The following is a 23,480-nucleotide window of genomic DNA, read 5'->3' on the forward strand; positions in this document are numbered from 1 at the left end:
CGCGCTGTTTTGCGTCCGCACCACACGCTATTTGTAGGGATCGGCAGCATCGCGCAAGCCATCTCCCAGAAAATTGAAGGCAAGTATCACAAGAATTACCGGAATCATCGGGAACAGAAGCCAAGGATAAAAAGCGATAACGCTGACGCTTCGGGCCTCTGTCAGCAGGATACCCCAGCTGGTGATGGGTGGGCGCAGGCCAAGGCCGAGAAAGCTCAGGGCTGTTTCGCCGAGGATCATGCTCGGGATCGAAATCGTCGCGGTGGCGATCAGATGCGACATGAAGCCCGGTACGAGATGGCGGCCGATGATGCGTCGCGATTTGGCGCCCATCAACTGTGCCGCCAGCACATAATCCTCTTCGCGCAAGGACAGGAGTTTTGAGCGGACGGCGCGCGCAAGCCCGGTCCAGTCGAGAATGCCGAGAATGATGGTGATCCCGAAGTAGACCAGGATCGGGCTCCACGTCACCGGCATGATCGCCGCCAGCGCCATCCACAGCGGCAGGCTCGGTAGCGATTGCAGCACTTCGATAACCCGCTGCACGAGAAGATCGAACCAGCCACCGTGATAACCGGCAAGTCCACCGAGCACGATACCGAGGATGAAGCTGATCGATATGCCGATCAGGCCGATGGTCAGCGAGATACGTGCACCGTAGATGATCCGCGAGAATACGTCCCGCCCGAGCCGGTCCGTTCCCAGCAGATACATCTGCCCGCCCACAGCCGGGCAGACCAGATGGATGTTGGAGGGAATGGCGCCCCAGAAATTATAGGCATCCCCACGGCAGAGGAAGCGGATCGGCTGCACGTCGTCAGGCTTATCCGTATAGGACCTGCGCAGCGTCTCGATATCGAGCGACATGGTGCGACCGTAGACAAAAGGCGCCACGAGCTTTCCGTCATGGAAGATGTGGACCGCCTGGGGCGGCGCATGGATGAAGTCGACATTGCGGGTGTGCAGGCCATAGGGAGCAATGAACTCGGCGATTATAACGACGCCGTAGAGGAAAAGCAGGAATATGCCGGAGGCGACCGCCACCCGGTGGCGCTTGAATTTCCACCACATAAGCTGCTTTTGCGACGCCATGTGATAGCGCGTCTGGCCCGCCGACATCGCCTCGAACTGCATCGGGTCGAATGGCGCTGTCGAGACGTAATGCTGCATCGGCGCCCCGGGTTCTGGCAAGGATGAGGTCAACGGATGCTCCTGCCCTGCAAGCGGATACGGGGGTCGAGAAAGCCAAGGGCTATGTCGGAAATCAGCACGCCGATGACATTGAGGACGGCAAGGAACATCAGGAACGATCCGGCAAGATACATGTCCTGGCTCTGCAACGCCTTGATCAGCATAGGCCCGGTGGTCTCCAGCGACAGGACGATCGCTGTTATTTCAGCGCCCGAGATGATCGATGGCAGGATCGAACCGATATCGGCGACGAAAAAGTTGAGGGCCATTCGTAGCGGGTATTTGATCAGCGCACGCAGCGGGTGAAGACCCTTGGCCCGCGCGGTGATGACGTATTGCTTCTGCATCTCGTCAAGCAGGTTGGCGCGCAGCCTCCGGATCATGCCTGCGGTACCGGCCGTGCCGACGATGACGACGGGGATCCACAGATGCGAGAGGATGGAACTCGCCTTCTCCCAGCTCATCGGCTGGGACAGATATTTCTGATCCATAAGGTGGCCGATGGAGACGCCGAACCAGACATTGGCGAAATACATCAGGATGAGCGCCAGCATGAAGTTCGGAATGGCGATCCCGAGCAGCCCGAGAAACGTCAGGCTGTAGTCGCTCCAGCTGTACTGATGCGTCGCCGAATAGATGCCGATGGGAAACGCGATCAGCCATGTCAGCAGGATAGTGGTGAACGACACGAGGATAGTCAGCCACAGTCGGTCGCCGACCACCTGGGAGACGGGTAGCTGATACTCGAAGGAATAGCCAAAATTGCCATGCAGCATGCCGGCCACCCAGTAGACGTACTGGACCGCCACCGGCTTATCCAGGCCGTATTCCTTGCGAAGCTCCTGTATTTCCTGAAGGTTGGCGGTCTCGCCCTGTGCTTGAAGTTCGGCAATCTGGCTTTCGAAGAAGTCGCCCGGGGGCAGCTGGATGATGGTGAATACCAGCATCGAGATGACCAGCAGTGTCGGGACCATGACGGCGATGCGCCAGACGATATATCTAAGCACGGGGATGGTCCTCCGTCAGCCAGAAGGTATCGGGCATGTAGATGCCGAGGAAGCATGTCGGATCGAAACCGTAGAGCGCCTTTTCGGGCACGTTCTGCAGCCGCCTGGAGTGCAGGATTGGCTGCAGGGTGCCATTGATCAATCCGATCGAAAATACCTGCTCGGTATAGATGGCCAGCATCTTTTGCCAGATTTCCGTCCGTTCCTCGAATGAGGCCGCGATACCCCATTGTGCCAGGAGTTCGTTCAGCTGCGCAGCCTCGGGAACATCGGGGGCAACCCCCTGGCTTCCGCCGGACAGGTAGTACATGCCCCAGAGCGGCCATTGAAGCTGGTCGTCCATCGTCGGTGCCAGTTCGCCGGGGTTCATGTCTGCCGTCGGTACGCCATTGTCGAGCCCGTACCAGATGGACATCATGATGCGCCCGCCCATCGCCCGGCTGCGGAAGATGTCGCGCTGCGAGGAGCGCGTGAAGGCCGCAATGCCGATCTTCCGCCAGTGGTCGGTGACCAGCTCCATCACATCGGTGTCGAGCGTGCTTTCGCCCGCTGTCTCAACGGTGATTTCCATCGGCCGCCCGTCGGGCAGCAGGCGCAGGCCGTCTGCGTTGCGCTTGTCGAGGCCAGCAGCATCGAGCAGGGCATTGGCCTGGGCCGGGTCATGGTTCACCCAGGCCTTGGCGTATTCCGGCTTGAAAAGCGGGCTTTCGGGCAGCACGGTGTCGGCACTTTCAGCACCTAGGCCATAGAAAGCCGCCATGTTGATCTCGTGACGGTCGATCGCCATGGACAGCGCCCGGCGTACCCTGACGTCGCGGAACACTTCGCGCCAGACCTTGTCGGCACAATTGAGGTTCGGCAGCAGCGCCACGCGCGATCCGCGCGCCATTTTCCAGAGGTTGACCTTCACCGGGTAGCGCTTTTCGGCGTCTTTCAGGAACGCATAATCGTCGAAATCAATGCCGGTCGCCTGCAGGTCGCTTTCGCCGGCACCGGTCTTGGCAGCAATTATCGACGACGAACTGACATTCAGAACGAAGCGGTCGATATAGGGAAGCTGCCGCCCGTTCTCGTCGACCCGGTGAAAATACGGGTTGCGCTCGAAAACGAACTGCTCGGCCGGTGGCGCGGTGGTGTTGTGCCAGGGATCCAGCACCGGCAGGGCCGGATTTTCCGGACGGTAGGCGCGACCCATCTTGATGTGCATCTCCTGCCACTTGCGCGCATGATTTTCCTTCATGAGCGAAGACAGCCTGATCTCGTCCTGATATTTCTTGTGAAACTGCTTGAGGTAATGAGCGGGGCCGGCAAGCACCAACGGCTGCGGGGCAGCGATGATCGGCAGGAAATTGGGGTTCGGCTTGTCCCAGGAGTAGCGCACCGTCAGGGAATCGATCACCTCGAACTTCGGCAGGCTGCCATGCGGCCTCAGTTCCAGGGCGCCGCCGCCCGGAGTGAGCTGCTTGTTGAGGATGACGTCTTCCCACCAGTAGCGAAAATCGTCGACGGTGAACGGCGCGCCGTCCGACCATTTATGGCCGGGCCTGAGGTGGAAGGTAAAGACCCGGTCGTCTTCGATGTCATAGGATTCGAGAATGTCCGGTTGCATCTGCAACTTCTCGTCATAGCCGATCAGTCGCGCGTAGCCGTAGATCGTCATGAACCGGAGATCGCTCTGCCCACCGATGATGGTCCGCACCGAGCCGCCATATTGGCCGGGCTGGCGCCCCATCGCCTTCAGTTGGACAACCCGAGGGCGGTCCGGCAGGCGGTCGGCCATAGCTGGCATCTGGGCTGCATCCAGCCATGGCCGAAGATATTCCGGCTCAATATCGCGATCTGCAGCGCGCGCCGAAAACGTCGGCAGCATGGTCGAGGCAATTGCACCAAGGAACGTCCGACGGGTTACCACGTGCGCAATTCCTGGATGTTGGCGTCGCGATGGGCGCGAACGAAATGGCCATCGCCGAGATCTGCGTAGGCAAGTTCTTCGCCTTCGGCCTCGGCGAAGTTCGGACCCCAATCCCGCTTCGAGCTCGGGCCGACCGCTTGCAGCCCTGCAAAGTCGAGGGGACGATCGAGGTCGGGGAAGGGGACGGCTGACAGCAGCGACCGGGTGTAGGGATGCACGGGGTCGCGCAATATGATGCCCCTGGGGGCGATCTCGACGATGCGTCCGCGATACATCACGGCAATGCGGTCGGCCATGTAATCGACGACCGCCAGATTGTGCGAGATGAACAGGTAGGTGAGCCCGAGTTCCTTCTGCAGGTCCTTCAGCAGGTTGAGAATCTGCGCCTGCACGGAGACATCGAGCGCCGACACCGGTTCGTCCAGGATCAGCAGCTTCGGACCGAGAGCCAGTGCCCGGGCGATGCCGATACGCTGGCGCTGCCCGCCGGAAAAGCTGTGTGGATAGCGGCTGAGGTAGCGTTCGTCGAGGCCGATCGCGCGCATCAGCGCCGAGACTTTCTGCTTGCGGCCGGCGCTATCGCCGCGCCCGTGTATTTCCAGAGGCTCGCTGAGGATATTGCGCACCGTCATGCGCGGCGAAAGCGACGAAACCGGGTCCTGGAACACCATCTGTATGTTGGTGCGCAATTCCATCAGTTCGTCGCCGCTCACAGCCAGCACATCGACATCGCCGTGGCCGTCGTTGAAAACGACGGTACCGCTGTCCGGCTGGACGGCGCGCATCAATATCTTGCTGACCGTCGTCTTGCCGCAGCCGCTTTCGCCAACCAGTCCCAGGCATTCGCCCCGACGAATATCGAAGCTAACATTGTCGACAGCACGCATCTCGGAGCCGGCTCCCCTGTCGAACAGACCGCGCTTTTTTGTTTTGTAAGTCTTGGCAAGATTGCGGACCGTCAGCAGCACTTCCGGTCCTGCCGGCTCGCTCTTGCGCTTTGCGGAGAATGTATCGATGTTGACAGGCACGTCGCGCAGCGATTTCAGCCGCTCACCGGGCTTCATGTCGAAATGCGGTACGGCGGACATCAGTCCCTTCAGATAGGGATGTTGCGGGTTCCTGAAGATAGTCTCGACGGGACCGGCCTCCATCACCTCGCCGTGGTAGATGACAACCACTTCGTCGGCCATATTCGCGACCACGCCGAGATCGTGGGTGATCAGCAGCATCGCCATTTGCATCTTGCTCTGCAGATCGCGGAGCAGCGTGAGGATTTGTGCCTGGATGGTCACGTCTAGCGCCGTCGTCGGCTCGTCGGCGATCAGCAGCGCCGGGCTGCAGATCAGCGCCATGGCGATCATCGCTCGCTGGCGCATCCCGCCGGAAAGCTCGAACGGATACATGTTGAAGGTACGCTTGGGGTCCTGAAAGCCCACGAGCTCCAGCATTTCCTCGGTCTTGAGGCGCTGTTCTTCCTTGGTCGCGGTGCTGTGTATCCGAAGCGCTTCGCTGATCTGGTTTCCAACCGTGTGAAGCGGGGACAGCGACGTCATCGGCTCCTGGAAAATAGTCGCCATCCTCCCGCCGCGAAGAGCCCGCATGGGGGCGCTGTCGCGCGACAGGCTCAAGATGTCGGTGGTGACGCCGTTTTTTGGGTCGGTGAACAAAATCCTGCCGGATGCAACAGCCGGAGTGGGCAAAATGCCCATGATTGCCTGGCTTATGATCGACTTTCCGGACCCGGATTCGCCGACCAGTGCGGTCACCTTGCCCGGTAGGATCCGAAGGCTGGCACCTTTGACGACGGAGAGCTTGTCGCCGTAAAGCGAAAACGATACGTCGAGATTTTCGATACGCAGCAAGTCCGTCTCAGGCGCCATGCAAAAGAATTTCCCCGTATCACCTGTGACCCGCGCCGGCACACTAACGTAGGCTATAACGGGTGTCCAGTTCGCCGGTTCCAGTCTCCCGACAGAAATCTGCTTCGTCTTCAGATACCTATCAGAATGGCGCGAAGGAGCTTATGCTTGGCTCTACTGGACGATTTTTCCGGGTTGCCGCCGGATATCCTGTTTCTTGGCGTCGCGATGCAGAAGAATAACTTGCTCTGCCTCGGATAACCCGTCCGTCGCGGCATCGTAGAAAACATCCTGATCACCCTGCGATGTAACAACAGGCTTCGGGTGAAGTACAGTCAGTTTCTGCCGTACGCCGCGAAGCTTTTCTTCGCCGAGCGTTACCCAATCGCCGCCGCTATAGCCAACGAATGCCTTGCTGGCGACCACTTCGCGGGAATACTTCTTGGTCAGCGATTGCAGTCTTTGCACTTCGTTGACGGCGGAGCCGAACGCGGAGAATGTCAGCCGGTCCCTGAGGCCGACGTTGCCGAACATAACATTGCCGACATGCAAGCCGATGCCATAGCGGATCGGGTTTAGCTTTCTGGACAGGCGATCCTCGTTCAGTTGCGCGACACGCATCTGCGCCTGCGCGACGGCAGCAAGCGCTGCCCGGCAGGCAACCTTCGACGGGTCCCTGTGCCTGTCGCAGGGATACACCGCCAGAAATCCGTCCCCGAGAAAACTCATGATTTCGCCGCCGTTCCGGTTGAACGGCGCGGCTATCGCGTCGAAGAACGCGTTCAGCGTGTCGATATACGCCTGGCGCCCCTCTTTCTCGGCAAATACCGTCGATTGACGCATGTCTCCCATCACCAAAGCGGCGCGGATAGTCTCGCCGTCGCCGCGCCGGATCTGGCCGTTCAGCACGCGTCTGCCCGCATCGCCTCCGAGATAGGTGGTCAGCATGTTGTTGGCGAGCTTGCCGAGCACCGCCATCTTGGCTGCCAGCGCCAGATGGTTTTGCATCCGCAACAGGGCACCGATCATCTCTTCACTGAAGCCGCTCGCGCCATCCGTTGCCCACGAACCCATCATGCCTTGCGCCGAGCCGTCACCGAAGGTCTGCACGAAGGCTATGTAGTCGGTGACTTTCTCCTTGCGCAGTTCCTCGAAGATCGGGAAGTCAAGCGGCCCGTCGCCGTCGATGCGGCGGCGCATATAGTCGAGATTGCTGGTCAGCAGATGGTAATAGGGGCTTTGCAGGAACCGCTCCGGCTTTTCGCCGGAGTGGCGATAACCTTCGATCGTCAGCCCGCTGGCGCGACGCCAGGTGAATCCCAGCGCATCATAGAGTGGATGCAGCATCGAAAATGTCAGATGCACACGGGCAATCGGCAGGCCGGATGCGGAAATACGGTCACAGAAGCCGCGCACGACGTTCTCGAGGTTTTCGCCCGTCAGCGCCGCCTGCGTCAACCACTCCGCCACCTTGTCGAGAAAAATGTCGGAGACGCTGGGAAAGGAGTTCGTCATGCAAGCGGTTCTCTGGAGTGGCGTCGGTTGCCGGGTGCAAGGGGCAACTGTTACGGAGGCAGATAAGAACATTTCAGGTTGAGGCAATGGGCACGGTAAAGCCTGTCGCGTAAAACACTATTCCTCCTGACGAACAGTGTCAGACCGGGCCCGATGCAATAGTCGACCAGCTTCCGGCGGGCATCTCGGCGCCAGACTGCGGCTGGCACGAAGATCCGCGGCAGCCATGGCGTAGCCGCCATTGGCGCCATCGATGAAATGCATGTGGTCGCGCGACAGGGGCGTCGGCACGAAGCAGGTCATCAGTGCCGAGGCCTGCCGGTGCAATCCGTAGCGGCATATACCCTTTGCTTCCGCTTCCTTCAGGATTTTCTCCAGTCGCGCGAGGCGGTCGGCATCGAGGTCGATCGTCATTTTCAGGCCGTCGTCGAATTTCCGGAAATCGGAATTGGCCGCGACGTCCCGCTTGTAGCGGCGTGCATCGAAGGACCCCAGCGTGAGCCTAAGCTTGTGCAGGGCGATGGTCAGGCCGATCTGTGCGGCGATGGCGAGCTTGCGGCGCAGGATCCGTCTGTCCGAGGCCGTCGCGCGCGCTTCGTCCGCCACCCCGCCAAGCGCCAGACCCAGTTCGGGGCCGTCGACCGGCACCGGATGGCCATCGCGACCCTGCTCGGCGGCGATTGCAATGATGCCGGCGACGAGGCTCTGGAACTCCAAACCATGGCCGCGCACATCCGGTACCGCGATGACAGAGACGATTTCGCCGTTGCGCGCCTCGATCGGGTTCCAGCGACAGGAAAGACCGGTCAGGTCCGGACGCATCTGCGTCTGGTCGGCTTCGACACCGTAGTTACCGGCCTTCATCTGCGCCTCGGCCCAGGTCGTGCCGCCGCCAGCGAACATGGCGTAGGAGACGAAATCCGTCGGGCTGAAACGCGCCACCCGAACGTCCATTCCCTGTGCCCGGATGTCGGCCATCGGCACGAGCGCGCATCGCAGGCTCAGGTGCAGGTCGGCGGCCACGAAGGATTGCACGGAGGCCAGCGCCTGGCGTGTGCGGTCCAGGCCGCTCGACGGAATGGCGATGCACGCCCCATCTCCGCCGAATACGAAAGGATAGTCGGCGCGTCCGAGTGCGTTGAGAACGGCGGAGATGACGCTGGCTCCGGCCATGTTGACGGCCTTGTAGCGACCGGCTGCAATCGCTTCCGTCGAGGAGACAATATCGGCAAGAGCCAGATACCAGTCGTCGGGCAGGGGACGATAGTTGCCGTCGTCCGTCACCCCTTCGAAGCGGGTGAAGACCGGCAGGGCACTGAAGAACGCATCATGTGTCAAATCGTCCATAATCCATCCCTATCATATCCCTTTATGTTGAACGAGTGCAGTGACGGATGAGTTGCACGCGACGCGACAGACCGAAAACGTCGTTGTCCTGTCGACGGGGCCGTCCTGACCTGCTAGGCGGACACACTCAATTGCCAACCCTGGAAATTCCCGACCATGAGCCGCCTCGACAGTTTCATTCGACGCCTGAGCGCCCAGCGCGACATACTCGATCATCTGACCAGAGATGTCGCCGCTCTCGAAGGCCCGATCCTCGAGTTGGGGCTGGGCAACGGTCGCACCTTCGATCATCTGAGGGAGCGTTTTCCCGGGCGTCGGATCATTGCCTTCGACCGCGCCGCCAATGCCTCCGCCCATTCGATGCCGGCGCCGGAAGATCTGGTGCTTGGCGAAATCCAGCAGACGGCCCAGGCATTTCTCGGTGTGGATGCGGCACTCGCCCACGCCGATATCGGCACCGGCTACCCTGACAAGGACGAGATCACGCTGCGCTGGCTGCCCCAGTTGATGGCCGGTGTGCTGAGATCGGGTGGCGTGGCAGTCAGCGGCCTGCCGCTTGTCCACGCCGACCTGCAGCCGCTTCCGCTGCCGGATGGCATCCACGAGGATCGCTATTTTATCTATCGCCGCAGATAAGACTCAGCCGTAAAAGAGCACATCGAACTGTTCGCCGGTAACCGGCAACTCGTCGACCTGCATGTCGATCTGACGATCTTCGCTGAACATGATGCAGGTCTGGTAGAAGCCTGCCAGCTGCCGCTTGAAGTCGGCAGCCTGCTCCGGCCCGTAGAATGCCGGCGTGAACTCCATGTAAAGCGGCACGCGCCGAGCCATCAGGGCGTGCATCGAGCGACAGGCCACCGGCTCGTAGCCTTCGATGTCCATCCAGATCAGCCCGATCTGACTGACCGCCACGCCGGCCTCTTCGAGGATCTGCGCCACCGGCCTGACCGGAACGGAGATCTTCAAGGATCCGCCGGCCTTGCTGATGGCGCTGCTTTTGCCATGGTTGCTGTGATGCTGGAAGAATTCGAGGTTGCCAGTGCGGTCGCCTGCAGCGCAATTGACCAGCGTGACGCGGTCTTCGAGCTGGTTCTGCTGGATATTGCAGCTGAGCAACCTGACATTGCGCGGATCCGGCTCGACCGTGACGATCCGGCGATAGGCCTGGCTCAGGGCAAAGTAGATGGTCTGCGTGCCGATATTTCCGCCGAGTTCGAGCAACACGTCACCGCGGCGCTGCAATCCGCGCTCACGCAATACAGCCAGCAGGCGGTCTACATGGTCGCGCTCGAAATGCCCCTTCCGGAACACCTTGCGGCCGATATAGTCCGATGGCGAAACGCTCATGATGTGATCGCCGCAGTCGACCGTCAGCGTCAAAACCCGCGACCCTATCCCGCCGATCAGCAGTTTGCGGCCGAACGGCATGTCGAACAGGCGCGTCGCCAGACGGTCGCGCAGCTTGCGCAGGCGTCGCTTGTAGTTTTTGCGTATCCAAAGGAGAGGGCTCATCATCGCCTTCCCTACACCGGCCGCCCGCTCATGCAAAGCGGCGGCACTCGCTCTTCGGCACGATATAGACCTGCAGCGGCTGCGCACGACCGCGCACGGCGATCTCACGGCTCTCGATGCCTGCAGTGTCGACACCGGAGAGCAGCGCGACCGGCTCCGAGAATACAAGCGCGGTCTCGAACTCCTTGGCAGCGCTCTCGAGCCTGCTCGCGACGTTGACCGTATCGCCGATTGCCGTCAGAGATTTCACGTTGCCATAGCCCATCGATCCGACAACGGCCCGCCCGGTGTGGATGCCGATGGCGATCTGAAGGGGCGCTGAGAGTTCATCCGCCAGTTCCGCCGCCAGCTTGTCGAGCTCGACGACAATCGCAGCTGCAGCCTTCAGCGCCTGCCGGCAGGCAATCTCCGGCGTAGTGCCAAGGCCGAACAGCGCCATCACGCCATCACCGATGAATTTGTCGATACGGCCGCCTTGCTCCTCGATGACGCGCCCGACGATGGAAAAATAGCGGTTGAGCAGAAACACGATATCGAACGGCAGACGCGATTCGGTAAGCGTTGTGAAATGGCGGATGTCGCAGAACAAAACGACGATCTCGCGCTCCCGACCCGGGCTTGCCGCCTGGCTGAAGGTGGGAATGGCCGTCTCGGCGAGAGGCACGAGCATCGGCACGACGGTGACGTTATGGGGCGGGCGCAGCTGGCAGGCGAGCCTGACTTCAGGTGCCGCACCAATCCTGGTCAGGGTTTTCTGCTCGAGGGAATCAGGCGGCGGCAGGTTCTTGCCACCCTCGAGCACCTGGACGCGGCAGGTCGAACATTGCCCCTTGCCACCACAGATCGAATAATGCGGAATGCCCCCGAGGCGGCTGGCTTCGAGCACTGTAAAGCCACGCGGCACCTCGATGGTCTCGCCGCCGGGATAGCGAATGGTAATCTGGTGCGCCCGCTCGCTCCATCGACGTCTGGCCCGCAGCAGGAACAGTCCAATGATCGAGACAGCGAGGATTCCGTAGAGCGCCAACCGGTACGGGGCAAGCGCCTCCGACACGCCGCGGGGTGCGGAGCCTGCGACGCTTGCAGCCTCCCGGGCCCCGTAATAGCCGCCGGGATAGCCGTTGGGGACTTCATGGGCGATCTGGTAGGCGATATTGCGGCCCATCGCCGCAAAACCGAGCAAACCCAGCACCGGCAGGAGGATTGCGAACGCCAGCAGGGCAGGTGCGAGGCGGCTGTACCATGGGCGATATCGCAGCCAGAAATGCAGCCCGATGCATCCATGCACCCAGACCACGACCAGTGCGATCGCCTGTCGCATGCCAACGTAGGGCGAGTTGACCCATAGGGACCGGACGGTGGAATGGTAGGTGTCGGCAAAGCCGTAGAGGCTGTAGACGACCCGCGTGGCGACGACGTGGTCGATCAGCAGCAGCGGCACCAGCAACCCGGTGATAATCTGGAAGGCCTCGCCGACCGGCATCCGGAGCGTCCTGCGAAGATACAGCGCCCGGAACACCAGAAGGACATGGATGACGACCGCACCGTAGAAAAGGCCGGTGCCGATGGGATTGCGCCATATCAGCAGGAAGATAAGGCGACCTTTTTCCGCTACATGAACGGAGATCAGCCCGAGCGCGTGATTGCTGATATGCATCAGCACGAACAGGAACACGACCAGACCCGAGCCCAGTCTGGCTCTCCGGATGGATCGGTCGGAAAGCAGGGTATGTCGCGCCGCTATGGTTTCAATCCGCCTCTGGATGGCTGTTCACAAATGCGCTCTGATAGGCTAACCAAAACCGGCCATGAATATCGACATGCCACATTTGTCTATGGTTTATCTAGCGAATAACCGGGAAGCTGTCGAGGATCACCCCGCAATACAAGGTCGCATCATCCTGTCGTTCACGAAGGCTTTATGGGTTTTCCACGCCGTTCGACGGCAACGCGACAGGGGAAACGTCAACAAACTGGCGATGCCATGAAAATTGCCTTCTATGCGCCGCTAAAATCGCCCCACCATGCCGTCCCCTCTGGCGACCGCCTGATGGCGAGGCAGCTGATCGCAGCGCTCGAAATGGCAGGCCACAGCGTCGAGGTTGTGTCCGAACTACGCAGTTTCACGGCAACGCCGGATCCGGATTTGCGCGCGCAAATGACGACAAAGGCCGGCGAGGAGATCGCGCGCCTTGTGGCAATGCCGACATCAACCAGGCCACAGCTCTGGTTCACCTACCATCCTTATTACAAGACGCCGGACCAGATCGGTCCGGCTGTGGCACGTGTGTTCGGTATCCCCTATGTCACCGCCGAAGCCTCCTATTCCGGGCGCCGGGATGAGCAGGGCTGGCGCGAAAACCAGCGTCTTGTTGCTGATGCCGTGCGCCAGGCTGCCGTCAATTTTTGCTTCACCGAGCGCGATCGGTGCGGCCTGATGAAAGCCATTCCCGAGGGTGTGTATGCTCACCTTCCCCCGTTCATCGACCCGGCGCAGTTTGCGTCGCCCGCGACAGAGGCGCCCCACCGGCTGATAACTGTCGCGATGATGCGCGATGGCGACAAGCTCGACAGCTACGCGATGCTGGCGCGCGCGCTCGATTTGATCCGCGAGAAGGACTGGACGCTGACGATCATTGGCGATGGCCCCAAACGTCCGGACGTCCAGGCAATGTTCGCAACGTTCGGTGACCAGCGCATCGATTGGCTCGGCCAGAAAAATGTTGACGAACTCGCCGTCGAGCTTTCACGCGGCGGTATCTATGTCTGGCCGGGCTGCGGCGAGGCCTATGGTCTCGCCTATCTCGAGGCCCAGGCAGCAGGTCTTCCCGTCGTTGCCCAGGCAACGGCCGGTGTTCCGGAAGTCGTCGTGAACGGCAAAACTGGCATTCTGACGCCGGATGGGGATGTGCAGGCATTTGCGGCAGCGATTGCCGAGCTTCTCGACGATCCCCAGCGCAGCCGGGAGATGGGGGCCGCCGCGCGTCAGTTCATTTTTGCCGAACGGTCGCTGGAGGCCGCATCGAGCCGGCTGGACGCGCTCTTGCACCAGCATCTGGGAGAACGATATGCGCGATGAGCCGCACTGGGAAAAATTGGGCAACGTACTCGAGAGGATGTCCGATGCAAACCGCAGCGCTCGGCTATGGCTGCGCGATGACGATGCTATCCAACCGACGCCGGCGCTCGAGAGGCTGCTGGACATGACAAGGCATGCCTCGGTGCCGCTAAGCCTTGCCGTCATTCCCGCCTTCACCGGCCAGCCGCTGGCAGACAGGTTGGAGGGCGAGACCCACGCCGCCGTGACCGTTCACGGCTGGAGCCACGAAAACCATGCCGGCAGCGGTGGCAAGAAGTGCGAACTCGGTTTGGATCGCCCGGCCGACGTCGTGCTTGGAGAACTCGGTGACGGTCTGGCCAAACTCCGAGCGCTCTATGCCGCCCGGCTCGATCCAGTGCTCGTCCCGCCATGGAACCGCATCGACAAGACACTGCTGCCCGAACTGAAGCCTCTCGGCTTTCGCGCCGCATCCGTCTATGGCAAGGCAGACATCGCCAGCCCTATCGAATTGATCAATACCCATGTCGACATCATGGATTGGTCAGCAGGCCGTTGCCGCCCTCACGCGGACCTCGTGGATCTGCTGGTCGCCGAACTCGCACGTCGCATGGACGGCAGCGATGAGCCGATCGGAATTCTGACCCATCATCTCGTGCACGACGAAGCCTGTTGGGATTTCATGGAAAAGCTGTTCGAAGTGACGGCTACCAGCGACGCCGCGCGCTGGCATCCGCTGGGCGAGCTATTGGATTAAACAGTCACCGTCTGGCCATCGAACGCGGCGAATGCGCCAGGAAGACGTTCGCGAGCCTTTGCCTGCATGGCGTCCAGTTCGTCGTCCGTGCGCGATGGAGCATGGTGAAAGAGGGCCATGCGCTCGACACCGGCCATCTTCGCGAGCTTGACGCCTTCTTCCCAGGTCGAATGGCCGAACCCGCGATATTTCGTCATTTCCGGTTCTGTATAGGTCGTGTCGTAGACCACCAGATCGGCCCCCTGCATCAGGGCCAGAGCCGCTTCGTTGATCTGGTCGTCGCGGTGCTCGGTGTCATAGACAAGGGCGATGATCCGGCCGGCCCATTCGATGCGGTAGCCGACGGCCCCGCCTGGATGATTGAGCAGCGCGGTGTGGATGACGATCCCCGCATGGGGCTCGATCACGTCGCCGGGTTTGAAATCGCGAAAGCCGAGTGTCGCCCGGCAGATATCAGGCTCGACTGGAAACCATGGCGGCCGCATGAACTGGTCGATCATGCCTCTCGTGGTCGTCTTGCCGGCGAGATGTCCCGACCACAGGTTGACGGTGACGTTTGGATTGTAGATGGGCTCGAAGAAGGGCAGGCCTATGATGTGGTCGTAGTGGGAATGGGTGAAAAACAGGTCGATGTCCGTGACTCCGCCCTGTCGCAGCGCAGCCGACGCTTCGCGCACGCCTGTGCCAGCGTCGAACAGCAGGTGCCTGTCGCCAAATTTGATTTCGATGCAGGACGTGTTGCCGCCGTAACGCTCGAATTCCGGGCCGGAAACCGGGATACTTCCCCGGACGCCCCAGAATTTGAGTTCAAGCAGATCGCTTTTCATGCTCGTTTTTATACCAATTCCCCATTGCCGACAACGTAACCACACTTTTTCCTCCGTGCGAAGCCAGCAATTTCCATAAAAGTTTCCATCAGGCGAAAACCAAATCACCGAAAACCCGGCCCCGACCTTCGGCGCGCGCGCGTAAGGTCGGCTTTGTGCGTTTTCGCGGGAACCTAAGCATCTTCTTAACGTTTAAATTGTCGGCATCGTAATGCCTGCCGATCCAGAAATTTTGCAAACGGTGCATCATCTCCTTGTCGATATTTCATCGCATAATGCCGCAGCGCCTGTGCTCGACAAAGCGATGGGCGCGTTTGCCTGATCTGACAACCAACCCAAGAACGGACCTATCCTTATGAGTTTTTCATTCTCGGAACTAGACTTCATGAAGCCGGAACTCGGCGCCGAATACACCGGCGCCGGAACGCATTTTGCGGTGTTTTCGGCCAATGCCGAGAAGATTGAACTTTGCCTCTACACGGATGACGGCAAGACGGAAACAGCCCGCATGGCGCTGCCAAAGCGGGAAGGCGATATCTGGTCGGGTTATATCGCCGGCCTCGGCCCAGGCACGGTCTACGGCTACCGCGCTCACGGCCCCTACGATCCAGCCAATGGCCACCGCTTCAACCCCAACAAGCTGCTTCTCGACCCATACGCCAAGCAGATCATTGGTGACATAAAGTGGGATGACGCGCTCTACGGATATACGATTGGCGCCGAGGATGGCGATCTCTCGTTCGACGAGCGTGACAGCGGTCCGTTCATGGTAAAGGGCGTTGTTCAGGATTCTGATTTCGACTGGGATGGAGACAAGGCAATCCGGCGCCCCTGGACGGAAACCGTTATCTACGAAGCCCATGTCCGCGGCATGACGATGACCCACCCGGATGTTCCTGACGCCTTGCGCGGCACCTTTCTCGGCATGTGCAGCGATCCGATTATCGAGCACCTGACAAAGCTCGGCATTTCTGCCATCGAGCTCTTGCCGATCCAGTCCTTCGTCGATGACCGCTACCTCGAGGAAAAGAACCTCCGCAACTACTGGGGCTACCAGACCCTTGGCTTCTTCGCGCCGATGAACCGCTTCATGTCGAGCAACAAGATCACCGAAATCAAGACGATGGTGCGCAAGTTCCACGCCGCCGGCATCGAAGTGATCATGGACGTCGTCTACAATCACACTGCAGAGGGTTCCGAACGCGGACCTACGATGAGCTTCAGGGGGCTGGACAACCAGAGCTATTATCGCCTGTCGCCGGACGATCAGCGCCACACCTTTGATACCACGGGCACCGGCAACACCCTGAACGTGTCGCATCCGATGGTGCTGCGCATGGTGCTCGACAGCCTTCGCTACTGGGTCGGCGTCATGCACATTGACGGTTTCCGCTTCGATCTGGCGAGCACGCTCGGCCGCGAGGAAATGGAGTTCGACCGCCAGGGCGGCTTCTTCGACGCAATTCGCCAGGATCCGGTCCTCGCCGGCGTCAAGCTGATTGCCGAGCCGTGGGACATCGGCGAGGGCGGTTATCAGGTTGGCGGCTTCCCCTATCCCTTCCGCGAATGGAACGACAAGTTCCGCGACACCGTCCGGACCTACTGGACAGGCGAGGGCGGTCAGATTTCAAAGCTTGCGACGCGTCTCGCCGGCTCGGCAAGGCAGTTCAACCACTCCGACCGTGGCGCTACCACGTCTATCAACCTGCTTAGCGCCCATGACGGCTTCACATTGATGGACACCGTGTCGTTCAACGAGAAGCACAATGAGGCCAACGGCGAAAACAACAATGACGGCCATTCCGACAATCACTCGGACAACATGGGCGTTGAGGGCGCGACAGACGATCCCGAGATCAACGCTGCCCGCGCCCGTCGCCGTCGCAACATGATCATGACGCTGATGCTGAGCCAGGGCGTGCCGATGATTGTCGGTGGCGATGAAGTCGGCAACAGCCAGGGTGGCAACAACAACGCCTATTGCCAGGACAACGAGATCGGCTGGACGGACTGGAACGGTCTGAAAGATCCCTTCCTCGAATTCTGCCAAAAGGCCGTCGCCTTCAGGAAGGCTCATCCCGTCCTTCGCCAGGAGCGCTTTCTGACCGGTGACACCTCGGAAGACGGTCGCGCTGAGATCGCCTGGTTCAAGCCCGACGGCAACCAGATGGACGACGGCGCCTGGGATGATGGCGAATTGCGCGTCCTGGGTGTCTACATCGGTAAGAGTGTCCATGCTACCGATAGCGAAGTCCTCGACGACCTGTTCATGGTGTTCAATGCGGGCGGCGACTGTGAATTCCATCTTCCTGAATTGGGGGAGGGTGAAAAATGGTGCCGCGTCGTGGATACTGGCACGGAAGAAACCTTCAAAACCCATGAGGTTGAAAACACGGTTGTCGTCTACGCCGCGAGTGTCGCGGTATTCGCACCGAAAGCCGATGAGCCGGATCAGCCGAAGACTGCCGAGCGCAAGCGTTGGTTCCACTTTGGTCGTCAGGCTCAACCCGACAGGAAATAGCAGGCAGCTTCGATGAGCGAAATATCGATCACAGATCTTGGTCTTGTGTATGTGAACGACAGCGAACCTGGTATACGCCGCCATCGAAGAGGCACAGGCTTTTCCTACAGGCTGCCGGACGGCAGCGTGCTCAACGACGCGGTCCATCGCAAGCGGATCGCGTCGCTCGGTCTTCCGCCCGCCTATGACAATGTCTGGATCTGCCTGCAGGAAAACGGCCACCTGCAGGCAACCGGCATGGATGCGCGCGGACGCAAGCAGTACCGCTACCACAAGGAGTGGCAGTCGCACCGGAGCGTGGAGAAATTCCACCAGCTCATCGAATTCGGTCAGGCATTACCGAAAATGCGCCGCGCCGTCCTGCGTCACCTCGATGGTGGCATGGATGACATCCACGGTGTCCTTGCTGCGTTGGCCACGTTGCTCGACGAGGCCCATCTGCGCGTGGGCAATCAGAGCTATGCGCGCGAAAACGGCACCTATGGCGCGACCACTCTTCTGAAACGCCACCTTAAACTCAACGGCGGGCGTATCGAGCTTCGGTTCATCGCCAAGGGTGGCAAGAGGGTGCAGCGGAGCCTGAAACATCCGCGTCTGCAAAGGATGCTGGAAGAGATCGCCGATCTGCCCGGTCGCCAGTTGTTTGCTTGGAAAGACGAACACGGGTTGCTGAGACCAATCGATTCGGGCCGCCTCAATCTTTACCTCGGAGAAATCTCCGGCCTTTCCGTCTCGGCAAAGACATTTCGAACCTGGGGTGGCTCGCTCGCCGCCTTCACCTCCGCCCGCAATGCGCTGGAAAAAGGCATGCGGCCGACGGTCAAGGAAATGTCCGAGGCGTCTGCCGAGGTGCTCCACAACACGCCGGCAATTTCACGTTCGAGCTACATACATCCGTCGATAATTGCTCTTGCAGACAAGCAGCATTCTCTCGACGAAGAGGTCTTCGCGCCCCTCGTCGAACCCCTGCGTGGTCTTCGGGCTGACGAAAACCGATTGCTCGATTTTCTGATCAGGCGCAGTGAAGAGAGCAGTCCATCGGCATAGTAGGTCTTGGCTCCAGGAACCATTTGCCCCTGCAGCAGTTGCAACCTGAACAATGCGTTGTGGAGGTAGTGATGAAAGACGTCCAAGACAGCAAGGCCTCCAGGCAGCCGGATCCCCGCGATCGTTTGATAGTCGCGCTTTACGCGCAGCTAAAGGCGGAACGTGAAACCCGCGAGGCGCTGGAATGGCTCATCCATAACGGCACCTTGTCGAGCGCGGTTCTGGAGGCGGTCGCTGGCGATGCCGTGCCCGCTGCCAGCAGTGACGAGCTGGCTGCTGTCGAAAAGATCGTCGCCTTAGACAACCGTCGTCGCGGACACTGATCATGACAGCACGAGCAAGCTGGAAGGGGCAGTTGACCATCGGCGCACTAAGCTGCTCGGTAGGGCTCTACACTGCGGTATCGTCCTCCGAACGTCTTTCATTCCACATCATCAATCGCAAGACCGGCAATCGCGTCGAGCGCCAGTTCGTCGACAGCGAGACAGGCAAGCCCGTGGAGCGGGACGATCAGATCAAAGGCTACCTGCTGGACGATGGTGAGTACCTCGTCATGGAAGGCGACGAGCTCGCCTCGATAGTGCCCGAAAGTGATAAGGTCCTGTCGATCGAAAGCTTTATCGGCTGGGACGATATCGACCGGCTGTATTTCGACAGACCCTATTTCCTGATCCCGGTCAGTGACGATGATCGCGAGGTCCTGGCGCTGGTGATCGAAGCGATGAATCGGGAAAAGGTTGCCGCTCTCGCCCACGCTGTCCTATTCCGCCGGTACCGGACGCTGCTGGTTCGTCCCTATGAAAAAGGTCTCGTCGCCACGATGCTCAATTTCGACTACGAGGTCCGTTCCGAGGCCGATGCCTTCGAGGATATACCCGAGCTCGAGGTGACAGGGGAAATGCTGGAGCTGGCAAGCCACATCATCGATACCAAGAAGGGCACCTTCGACGCCTCCGCCTTTGACGACCGATACGAAGAGGCATTGGTGGAACTGGTCAAGGCGAAGGTGGAGGGCAAGCCTCTGCCGAAGAAGCCGCCAGTAAAAGAAGAGAAGGTCGTCGATCTCATGCAGGCCTTGCGCGAGAGCGCGGGCATGGCGAAGCCCAAGCCCGGGGCAAAGACAAAGAAAGCGCCAGCGCAGACAAAGAAAGCCGGCTAATCAGTTCTTTGGCCGAGTTATCGCCCCTTGGGTGTCTGGTTTGCTTCGATGCTCTTCTTCAGCGCATCCATGATGTTGATGACGTTGCCAGATGTCGCGGGAGCTTCTTTGCAAGCAGGTGCCGGCTTCTTGCCGCGTCCCTTTTTCTTCGCCTTGATCAATGCTGCGAGTTTGTCTTGGATAGGGTCGAGCGTCAACTCGGGAGACCAGTCCACCTTGCGCTTTTCGATCAGCGTCTTCATCAGGACAAGTGCCTCTGCTTCCGGCTTTTCTGCCACTGCAAAGGATTTGTCCGGCTCACGCACCTCGTCGCCATAACGCAGCGTCCAGAGGACAATGCCGTTGCCGCTCGGCTCCAGCAACACAGCACGCTCGCGCCGGTTCAGCACAAGGCGCGCGATCCCGACCACCCCGCTGGCCTTCATGGCCTCCCGAATGACGCAGAAGGCTTCCAGACCCACCTTGTCCTCAGGCGCCAGAAAATGCGGAGCGTCGTAGTAGATCCAGTCGATCGAGTTTTTTGGCACGAAGGTGTCGATACTGATGGCGCGATTGCTTTCGAGGGCGACAGCCTCGATCTCCTCGTCCTCGAGGAAGATGTAATCGTCGTCGCCGCGCTCGTAACCCTTCACCTGCTGATCGTCTGGCACAGGCTTGCCGGTGCCGGAATCGATGTAGTGGCTTTCCAGCCGGTTTCCACTCTTCCGATTGATCACATTGAACCTGATCTTGGCATTGTCCGTCGTCGCCGGCGTCAGCGATACCTGGCAGGTCACCAGGGAGAGTTTCAAATAGCCTTTCCAGTATCGGGGCTGTTTTGCCAAAATCTGTCTCCATCCCTTTCGCGACTACGCGATGTCCTGATCCAGCTCGGGGTAGTGTCGGAATATGCCGTCCTCGTTGAACGGGAGGCGCCTCTCGGATTGCAGGTAACGTGCGATGTTGGGTCTCTGGGCGACAGCATCGCGAAGCGCGATCAGCAAAGGATATCGAGGGGCGTAGCCTTTCATGGCGCGCGGAAACGCATAAGTCAGGCCTTCGACGACCTGGAACAGAGACAGGTCCACATAACTCAGCGATGGCCCCACGCTGTATGTGGGGCCGGAAGTATTCGCCTTCAGGATACGCTCGAAATAGCCGAGGTACTTCGGAATGCGTTCCTGGATGAAAGCTTCCGCCCGCAGCTTTGCCGCGTCTTTCTGGTCTTCGTAATATTGCGATGTGGAGATTGGGTGGTGCGTGTCGTGAACCTCGGACACGAGGTCCGTGATCGTCAGCTGCAAGCCGTTGGCAACAAACCGTTGCTCGTCTCCCGCCGGCGCCAGGCCGAGCTTCGGCCCCAGATAAAGAAGGATATTGGCAACATGCGACACGAAGAGCTCGCCATCCTTCAGGAACGGCGGTGAGAATGGAATCTGGGGGCGCTTTTCACGCTTCATAATCTCCAGCATGGCACCCGTTCCCCGGCCGGGACCGTCGGCGCGGGTCACATCGACGTAGTCAGCGCCAGCTTCTTCCAAGGCGAGGCGGACAAACTCACCGCGGCCTTGTAGTCCGTCCCAGTAATATAACTCATAAGTCATCGAATCTCGCCATGTCATTGGGTCGTTTGGGTCGCCGCTGCAGACCTTCGGACCCGCTGAAAAACTGGTGCTTAACGGATGACCGTGCAGTTTACGGAGGTGGGGCTACGCTTTCGCAGTCACATCCTTCTTGGTCGACCGCTTCGGCGAAAGGGCTGGCGCTGGTGTTGACCCATTGGCTTTTGCCGCCTTGGAAGAGGTGGTCTTTGCTTTCGGCTTCACGGCAAGGCCGTGTGGCGCCGTCGTTTCCATGACGGCCCTTTCCTTGGTCGCCTGTTCCCAGTGGATTGAGTCTCTCCCTGTTGGATAGCCTTCCTCTTCCCAGAGTGCGTAAGCGCGTTTCATAATCCATTCGTCTCGGGATTCCGTCATCGCTTTTCTCCTTGGCAGCTTGGAAAGTTTAACTTCTTGGGAAATGCAAAGTTCCAGCTCCGCTGACACGTCTGTTGGATATCGGGTCGCAGCGTCGCGATGGCGCTGCCAGAACTGGGGCGATATTGGGACCAGGGAAACCCGCTCGTCGCGAACATCAGGTCGCATCAACATTGCCGCAAAATCAATATGAGCCGGCAATGGCGCTTGTTCAATTCAAAAACGTAATCCCTCGTTTTTTGCAGTGCAAAACCGCCCCTCTACACCCCGCTCCCCTCAACCCTTCGATTGCGCACAATTCCGGCACCGTTATAGTCGCCCGATGTTCAGCATTATCATTGCCTACTGGCCCCATATCCTTCTCTTTCTGTCGGTTGCCATGGGTGCAACTGCGGCTATTCATGCCGCCATGACGAAGGAAGACGTGCGTGCCGCCATCGGATGGGTCGCTCTCATCGTCTTGTCTCCCATCGTCGGTGCGCTTCTATACGCGGTCGCGGGTATCAACCGCATCCGGCGGGCGGCGCTGACATCCCAGCGAGACATGCTTTTCAGGCAGGAAACGCGCAGTGAACTGGCGATCTTCGAAGCTGACAGCGAGGCGCTGCGGATTGCCTATGGGCAGCGTTTTGGCGCGATGAAGGTGCTGGGAGATCGCGTCACCCGCCATCCCATGACCAGTGGCAATTCCATCAAGATGCTGGAGGGCGGCGATGTCGCCTACCCGGCGATGCTGGAGGAAATCAATGCCGCGGAGCGCAGCATCATCCTCGAAACCTACATCTTCGATCGCGATCCCATCGGGCTGAGGATCGCCGATGCGCTGATTGCTGCCGTCCGGCGCGGAATCACTGTTCGCGTGCTGATCGATGCCGTCGGCGCCCGCTATTCGGTGCCAAGCATCATGGGCCACCTGAAGGAGGGTGGGGTTACGGTCGACGTCTTCAACGGCAATGTCATCATTGGCCTCCGGCTGCCCTATGCCAACCTCAGAACCCACCGCAAGATCCTGATCGTCGACGGGCGCGTAGCGTTAACCGGCGGCATGAACATCCGGAAGGGCTTCACGACAGAGTTTGCCGGCGAACAGGCTGCCCACGATGCGCATTTCCGCGTCACCGGTCCGGCCGTCGCAGACCTGTTCCACACCGCGTCCGAAGACTGGCGTTTTGCCACCGGGGAAATCCTCCAGGGCGATGAATGGCGAATGGCAGAGCAGCAGAGGGATCCGGATGCACCGATCCTGATGCGCATCGTCTCATCCGGTCCAGACCGGAGCCTCGAGACTAACCACAAGATGCTGATTGGCGCGTTTTCAGTCGCCCGCAGCTCGATCCTGATCATGTCCCCCTATTTTCTGCCGGATCGCGAATTGATCAGCGCCCTGATCACGGCAGCGCGACGCGGCGTAACGGTCGATATCGTCGTGCCTGCGGCCAATAATCTGGTGCTCGTCGACCGCGCCATGACAGCGCAGTTCGATCAGATGCTGAAGAACTACTGCCGTATCTGGCGCGCGAAAGGCGCTTTCAATCATTCAAAGCTGCTGTCGATCGACGATGTCTGGGCCTATGTCGGCTCGTCCAATCTGGATCCTCGTTCGATGCGGCTGAACTTCGAGGTCGATATGGAGGTCATCGACCGGAGTTTCGCAAAGAAGATCGGCGACCATATCCGCGAAGTCCTGTCGACTTCGGAGCAGGTCGAGCAGCATGCGCTGCGCAAGAGACCGTTCCTGGTGCGGTTGCTGGAAAAGGTCCTCTGGCTCGGATCACCTTTTCTTTAGCGCCAAACGGGCATTGGGGACTGG

General features: G+C 59.9%; 20 protein-coding genes. 8 read left to right on the forward strand and 12 right to left on the reverse strand.

What is annotated here, in order from left to right:
• Positions 1 to 27: 27 nt before the first annotated feature.
• The 6 genes from EQW76_RS07450 to EQW76_RS07475 all read right to left on the reverse strand — a co-directional run bounded on the left by EQW76_RS07450 (position 28) and on the right by EQW76_RS07475 (position 8,831).
• Positions 28 to 1,170: an ABC transporter permease gene (locus EQW76_RS07450; RefSeq protein ID WP_161990930.1), complete on the reverse strand. Its 1,143-nt coding sequence runs from the start codon at positions 1,168 to 1,170 to the stop codon at positions 28 to 30.
• Positions 1,171 to 1,199: 29 nt separating this feature from the next.
• The gene (locus EQW76_RS07455) at positions 1,200 to 2,198 is read right to left on the reverse strand and encodes an ABC transporter permease (RefSeq protein ID WP_142823796.1); all 999 of its coding nucleotides are present in this window, start codon (positions 2,196 to 2,198) and stop codon (positions 1,200 to 1,202) included.
• On the reverse strand, positions 2,191 to 4,110 hold the full coding sequence (locus EQW76_RS07460; protein ID WP_142823797.1) for an ABC transporter substrate-binding protein: 1,920 nt from the start codon (positions 4,108 to 4,110) through the stop codon (positions 2,191 to 2,193). Before EQW76_RS07460 ends, EQW76_RS07455 begins: the two co-directional genes overlap by 8 nt.
• Entirely contained in the window at positions 4,104 to 5,990 is a 1,887-nt protein-coding gene (locus tag EQW76_RS07465) for an ABC transporter ATP-binding protein (protein WP_142823798.1), read from the reverse strand. The genes EQW76_RS07460 and EQW76_RS07465 overlap by 7 nt, the downstream gene beginning before the upstream one ends.
• A gap of 153 nt (positions 5,991 to 6,143) precedes the next feature.
• Positions 6,144 to 7,484, reverse strand: coding sequence for an adenylate/guanylate cyclase domain-containing protein (locus EQW76_RS07470; protein WP_142823799.1), 1,341 nt, complete (start codon positions 7,482 to 7,484; stop codon positions 6,144 to 6,146).
• A 117-nt stretch (positions 7,485 to 7,601) separates the two neighbouring features.
• Entirely contained in the window at positions 7,602 to 8,831 is a 1,230-nt protein-coding gene (locus tag EQW76_RS07475) for a DUF3095 domain-containing protein (protein ID WP_142823800.1), read from the reverse strand.
• 156 nt (positions 8,832 to 8,987) lie between these two features.
• On the opposite strand from EQW76_RS07475, the gene EQW76_RS07480 reads away from it, so the two are divergent.
• Positions 8,988 to 9,467, forward strand: a complete 480-nt coding sequence (locus EQW76_RS07480) for a class I SAM-dependent methyltransferase (protein ID WP_142823801.1) — start codon at positions 8,988 to 8,990, stop codon at positions 9,465 to 9,467.
• Between the two features lie 3 nt (positions 9,468 to 9,470).
• Here the strand turns inward: EQW76_RS07480 and EQW76_RS07485 are convergent, their stop codons facing one another.
• Both EQW76_RS07485 and EQW76_RS07490 read right to left on the reverse strand, forming a co-directional pair.
• Positions 9,471 to 10,346 carry an FkbM family methyltransferase gene (locus tag EQW76_RS07485; protein ID WP_142823802.1) on the reverse strand — a complete coding sequence of 292 codons (876 nt, stop codon included), beginning with the start codon at positions 10,344 to 10,346 and terminating at the stop codon, positions 9,471 to 9,473.
• A gap of 28 nt (positions 10,347 to 10,374) precedes the next feature.
• A complete protein-coding gene (locus tag EQW76_RS07490; protein WP_142823803.1) occupies positions 10,375 to 12,099 on the reverse strand; it encodes an adenylate/guanylate cyclase domain-containing protein in 1,725 nt (574 codons plus the stop codon).
• A 231-nt stretch (positions 12,100 to 12,330) separates the two neighbouring features.
• Between EQW76_RS07490 and EQW76_RS07495 the strand changes: the two genes are divergently transcribed.
• Together EQW76_RS07495 and EQW76_RS07500 are read left to right on the forward strand one after the other, a co-directional pair.
• A complete protein-coding gene (locus EQW76_RS07495) occupies positions 12,331 to 13,425 on the forward strand; it encodes a glycosyltransferase family 4 protein (protein ID WP_142823804.1) in 1,095 nt (364 codons plus the stop codon).
• The gene (locus EQW76_RS07500) at positions 13,415 to 14,161 is read left to right on the forward strand and encodes a polysaccharide deacetylase family protein (RefSeq protein ID WP_142823805.1); all 747 of its coding nucleotides are present in this window, start codon (positions 13,415 to 13,417) and stop codon (positions 14,159 to 14,161) included. Before EQW76_RS07495 ends, EQW76_RS07500 begins: the two co-directional genes overlap by 11 nt.
• Here EQW76_RS07500 and EQW76_RS07505 read toward each other — a convergent pair.
• Entirely contained in the window at positions 14,158 to 14,988 is an 831-nt protein-coding gene (locus EQW76_RS07505; RefSeq protein WP_142823806.1) for an MBL fold metallo-hydrolase, read from the reverse strand. The genes EQW76_RS07500 and EQW76_RS07505 overlap by 4 nt on opposite strands.
• Before the next feature lie 355 nt (positions 14,989 to 15,343).
• Between EQW76_RS07505 and glgX the strand changes: the two genes are divergently transcribed.
• From glgX to EQW76_RS07525, 4 genes are all read left to right on the forward strand, one after another.
• Entirely contained in the window at positions 15,344 to 17,509 is a 2,166-nt protein-coding gene (gene glgX / locus EQW76_RS07510) for a glycogen debranching protein GlgX (RefSeq protein WP_142823807.1), read from the forward strand.
• 12 nt (positions 17,510 to 17,521) lie between these two features.
• Positions 17,522 to 18,556: a DNA topoisomerase IB gene (locus tag EQW76_RS07515; RefSeq protein ID WP_142823808.1), complete on the forward strand. Its 1,035-nt coding sequence runs from the start codon at positions 17,522 to 17,524 to the stop codon at positions 18,554 to 18,556.
• Positions 18,557 to 18,627: 71 nt separating this feature from the next.
• Positions 18,628 to 18,879: a hypothetical protein gene (locus EQW76_RS07520; protein WP_142823809.1), complete on the forward strand. Its 252-nt coding sequence runs from the start codon at positions 18,628 to 18,630 to the stop codon at positions 18,877 to 18,879.
• Between the two features lie 2 nt (positions 18,880 to 18,881).
• Positions 18,882 to 19,715 carry a Ku protein gene (locus EQW76_RS07525; protein WP_142823810.1) on the forward strand — a complete coding sequence of 278 codons (834 nt, stop codon included), beginning with the start codon at positions 18,882 to 18,884 and terminating at the stop codon, positions 19,713 to 19,715.
• 17 nt (positions 19,716 to 19,732) lie between these two features.
• On the opposite strand, the gene EQW76_RS07530 is transcribed toward EQW76_RS07525, so the two are convergent.
• From EQW76_RS07530 to EQW76_RS07540, 3 genes are all read right to left on the reverse strand, one after another.
• The gene (locus EQW76_RS07530; protein ID WP_142823811.1) at positions 19,733 to 20,539 is read right to left on the reverse strand and encodes a Ku protein; all 807 of its coding nucleotides are present in this window, start codon (positions 20,537 to 20,539) and stop codon (positions 19,733 to 19,735) included.
• Between the two features lie 24 nt (positions 20,540 to 20,563).
• Positions 20,564 to 21,298 carry a glutathione S-transferase gene (locus EQW76_RS07535; RefSeq protein ID WP_142823812.1) on the reverse strand — a complete coding sequence of 245 codons (735 nt, stop codon included), beginning with the start codon at positions 21,296 to 21,298 and terminating at the stop codon, positions 20,564 to 20,566.
• Between the two features lie 105 nt (positions 21,299 to 21,403).
• Positions 21,404 to 21,670: a DUF2934 domain-containing protein gene (locus EQW76_RS07540; RefSeq protein WP_142823813.1), complete on the reverse strand. Its 267-nt coding sequence runs from the start codon at positions 21,668 to 21,670 to the stop codon at positions 21,404 to 21,406.
• A 322-nt stretch (positions 21,671 to 21,992) separates the two neighbouring features.
• Between EQW76_RS07540 and EQW76_RS07545 the strand changes: the two genes are divergently transcribed.
• Positions 21,993 to 23,456: a phosphatidylserine/phosphatidylglycerophosphate/cardiolipin synthase family protein gene (locus EQW76_RS07545; protein ID WP_142823814.1), complete on the forward strand. Its 1,464-nt coding sequence runs from the start codon at positions 21,993 to 21,995 to the stop codon at positions 23,454 to 23,456.
• The last annotated feature ends 24 nt before the right edge of the window (positions 23,457 to 23,480 follow it).

The organism is Rhizobium sp. rho-13.1 (assembly GCF_007000305.1).
In the GTDB taxonomy this organism is placed as follows: Bacteria; Pseudomonadota; Alphaproteobacteria; order Rhizobiales; family Rhizobiaceae; genus Rhizobium; species Rhizobium rhododendri.

Bases quoted from the DNA above. Each gene is read 5' to 3' on its own strand.
- EQW76_RS07465 (WP_142823798.1), bottom strand. From the start codon at position 5,990: ATGGCGCCTGAGACGGACTTGCTGCGTATCGAAAATCTCGACGTATCG.
- EQW76_RS07450 (WP_161990930.1), bottom strand. From the start codon at position 1,170: ATGCAGCATTACGTCTCGACAGCGCCATTCGACCCGATGCAGTTCGAG.
- EQW76_RS07480 (WP_142823801.1), top strand. From the start codon at position 8,988: ATGAGCCGCCTCGACAGTTTCATTCGACGCCTGAGCGCCCAGCGCGAC.
- EQW76_RS07475 (WP_142823800.1), bottom strand. From the start codon at position 8,831: ATGGACGATTTGACACATGATGCGTTCTTCAGTGCCCTGCCGGTCTTC.
- glgX (WP_142823807.1), top strand. From the start codon at position 15,344: ATGAGTTTTTCATTCTCGGAACTAGACTTCATGAAGCCGGAACTCGGC.
- EQW76_RS07505 (WP_142823806.1), bottom strand. From the start codon at position 14,988: ATGAAAAGCGATCTGCTTGAACTCAAATTCTGGGGCGTCCGGGGAAGT.
- EQW76_RS07470 (WP_142823799.1), bottom strand. From the start codon at position 7,484: ATGACGAACTCCTTTCCCAGCGTCTCCGACATTTTTCTCGACAAGGTG.
- EQW76_RS07515 (WP_142823808.1), top strand. From the start codon at position 17,522: ATGAGCGAAATATCGATCACAGATCTTGGTCTTGTGTATGTGAACGAC.
- EQW76_RS07535 (WP_142823812.1), bottom strand. From the start codon at position 21,298: ATGACTTATGAGTTATATTACTGGGACGGACTACAAGGCCGCGGTGAG.
- EQW76_RS07495 (WP_142823804.1), top strand. From the start codon at position 12,331: ATGAAAATTGCCTTCTATGCGCCGCTAAAATCGCCCCACCATGCCGTC.
- EQW76_RS07520 (WP_142823809.1), top strand. From the start codon at position 18,628: ATGAAAGACGTCCAAGACAGCAAGGCCTCCAGGCAGCCGGATCCCCGC.
- EQW76_RS07540 (WP_142823813.1), bottom strand. From the start codon at position 21,670: ATGACGGAATCCCGAGACGAATGGATTATGAAACGCGCTTACGCACTC.
- EQW76_RS07485 (WP_142823802.1), bottom strand. From the start codon at position 10,346: ATGAGCCCTCTCCTTTGGATACGCAAAAACTACAAGCGACGCCTGCGC.
- EQW76_RS07525 (WP_142823810.1), top strand. From the start codon at position 18,882: ATGACAGCACGAGCAAGCTGGAAGGGGCAGTTGACCATCGGCGCACTA.
- EQW76_RS07500 (WP_142823805.1), top strand. From the start codon at position 13,415: ATGCGCGATGAGCCGCACTGGGAAAAATTGGGCAACGTACTCGAGAGG.
- EQW76_RS07545 (WP_142823814.1), top strand. From the start codon at position 21,993: ATGTTCAGCATTATCATTGCCTACTGGCCCCATATCCTTCTCTTTCTG.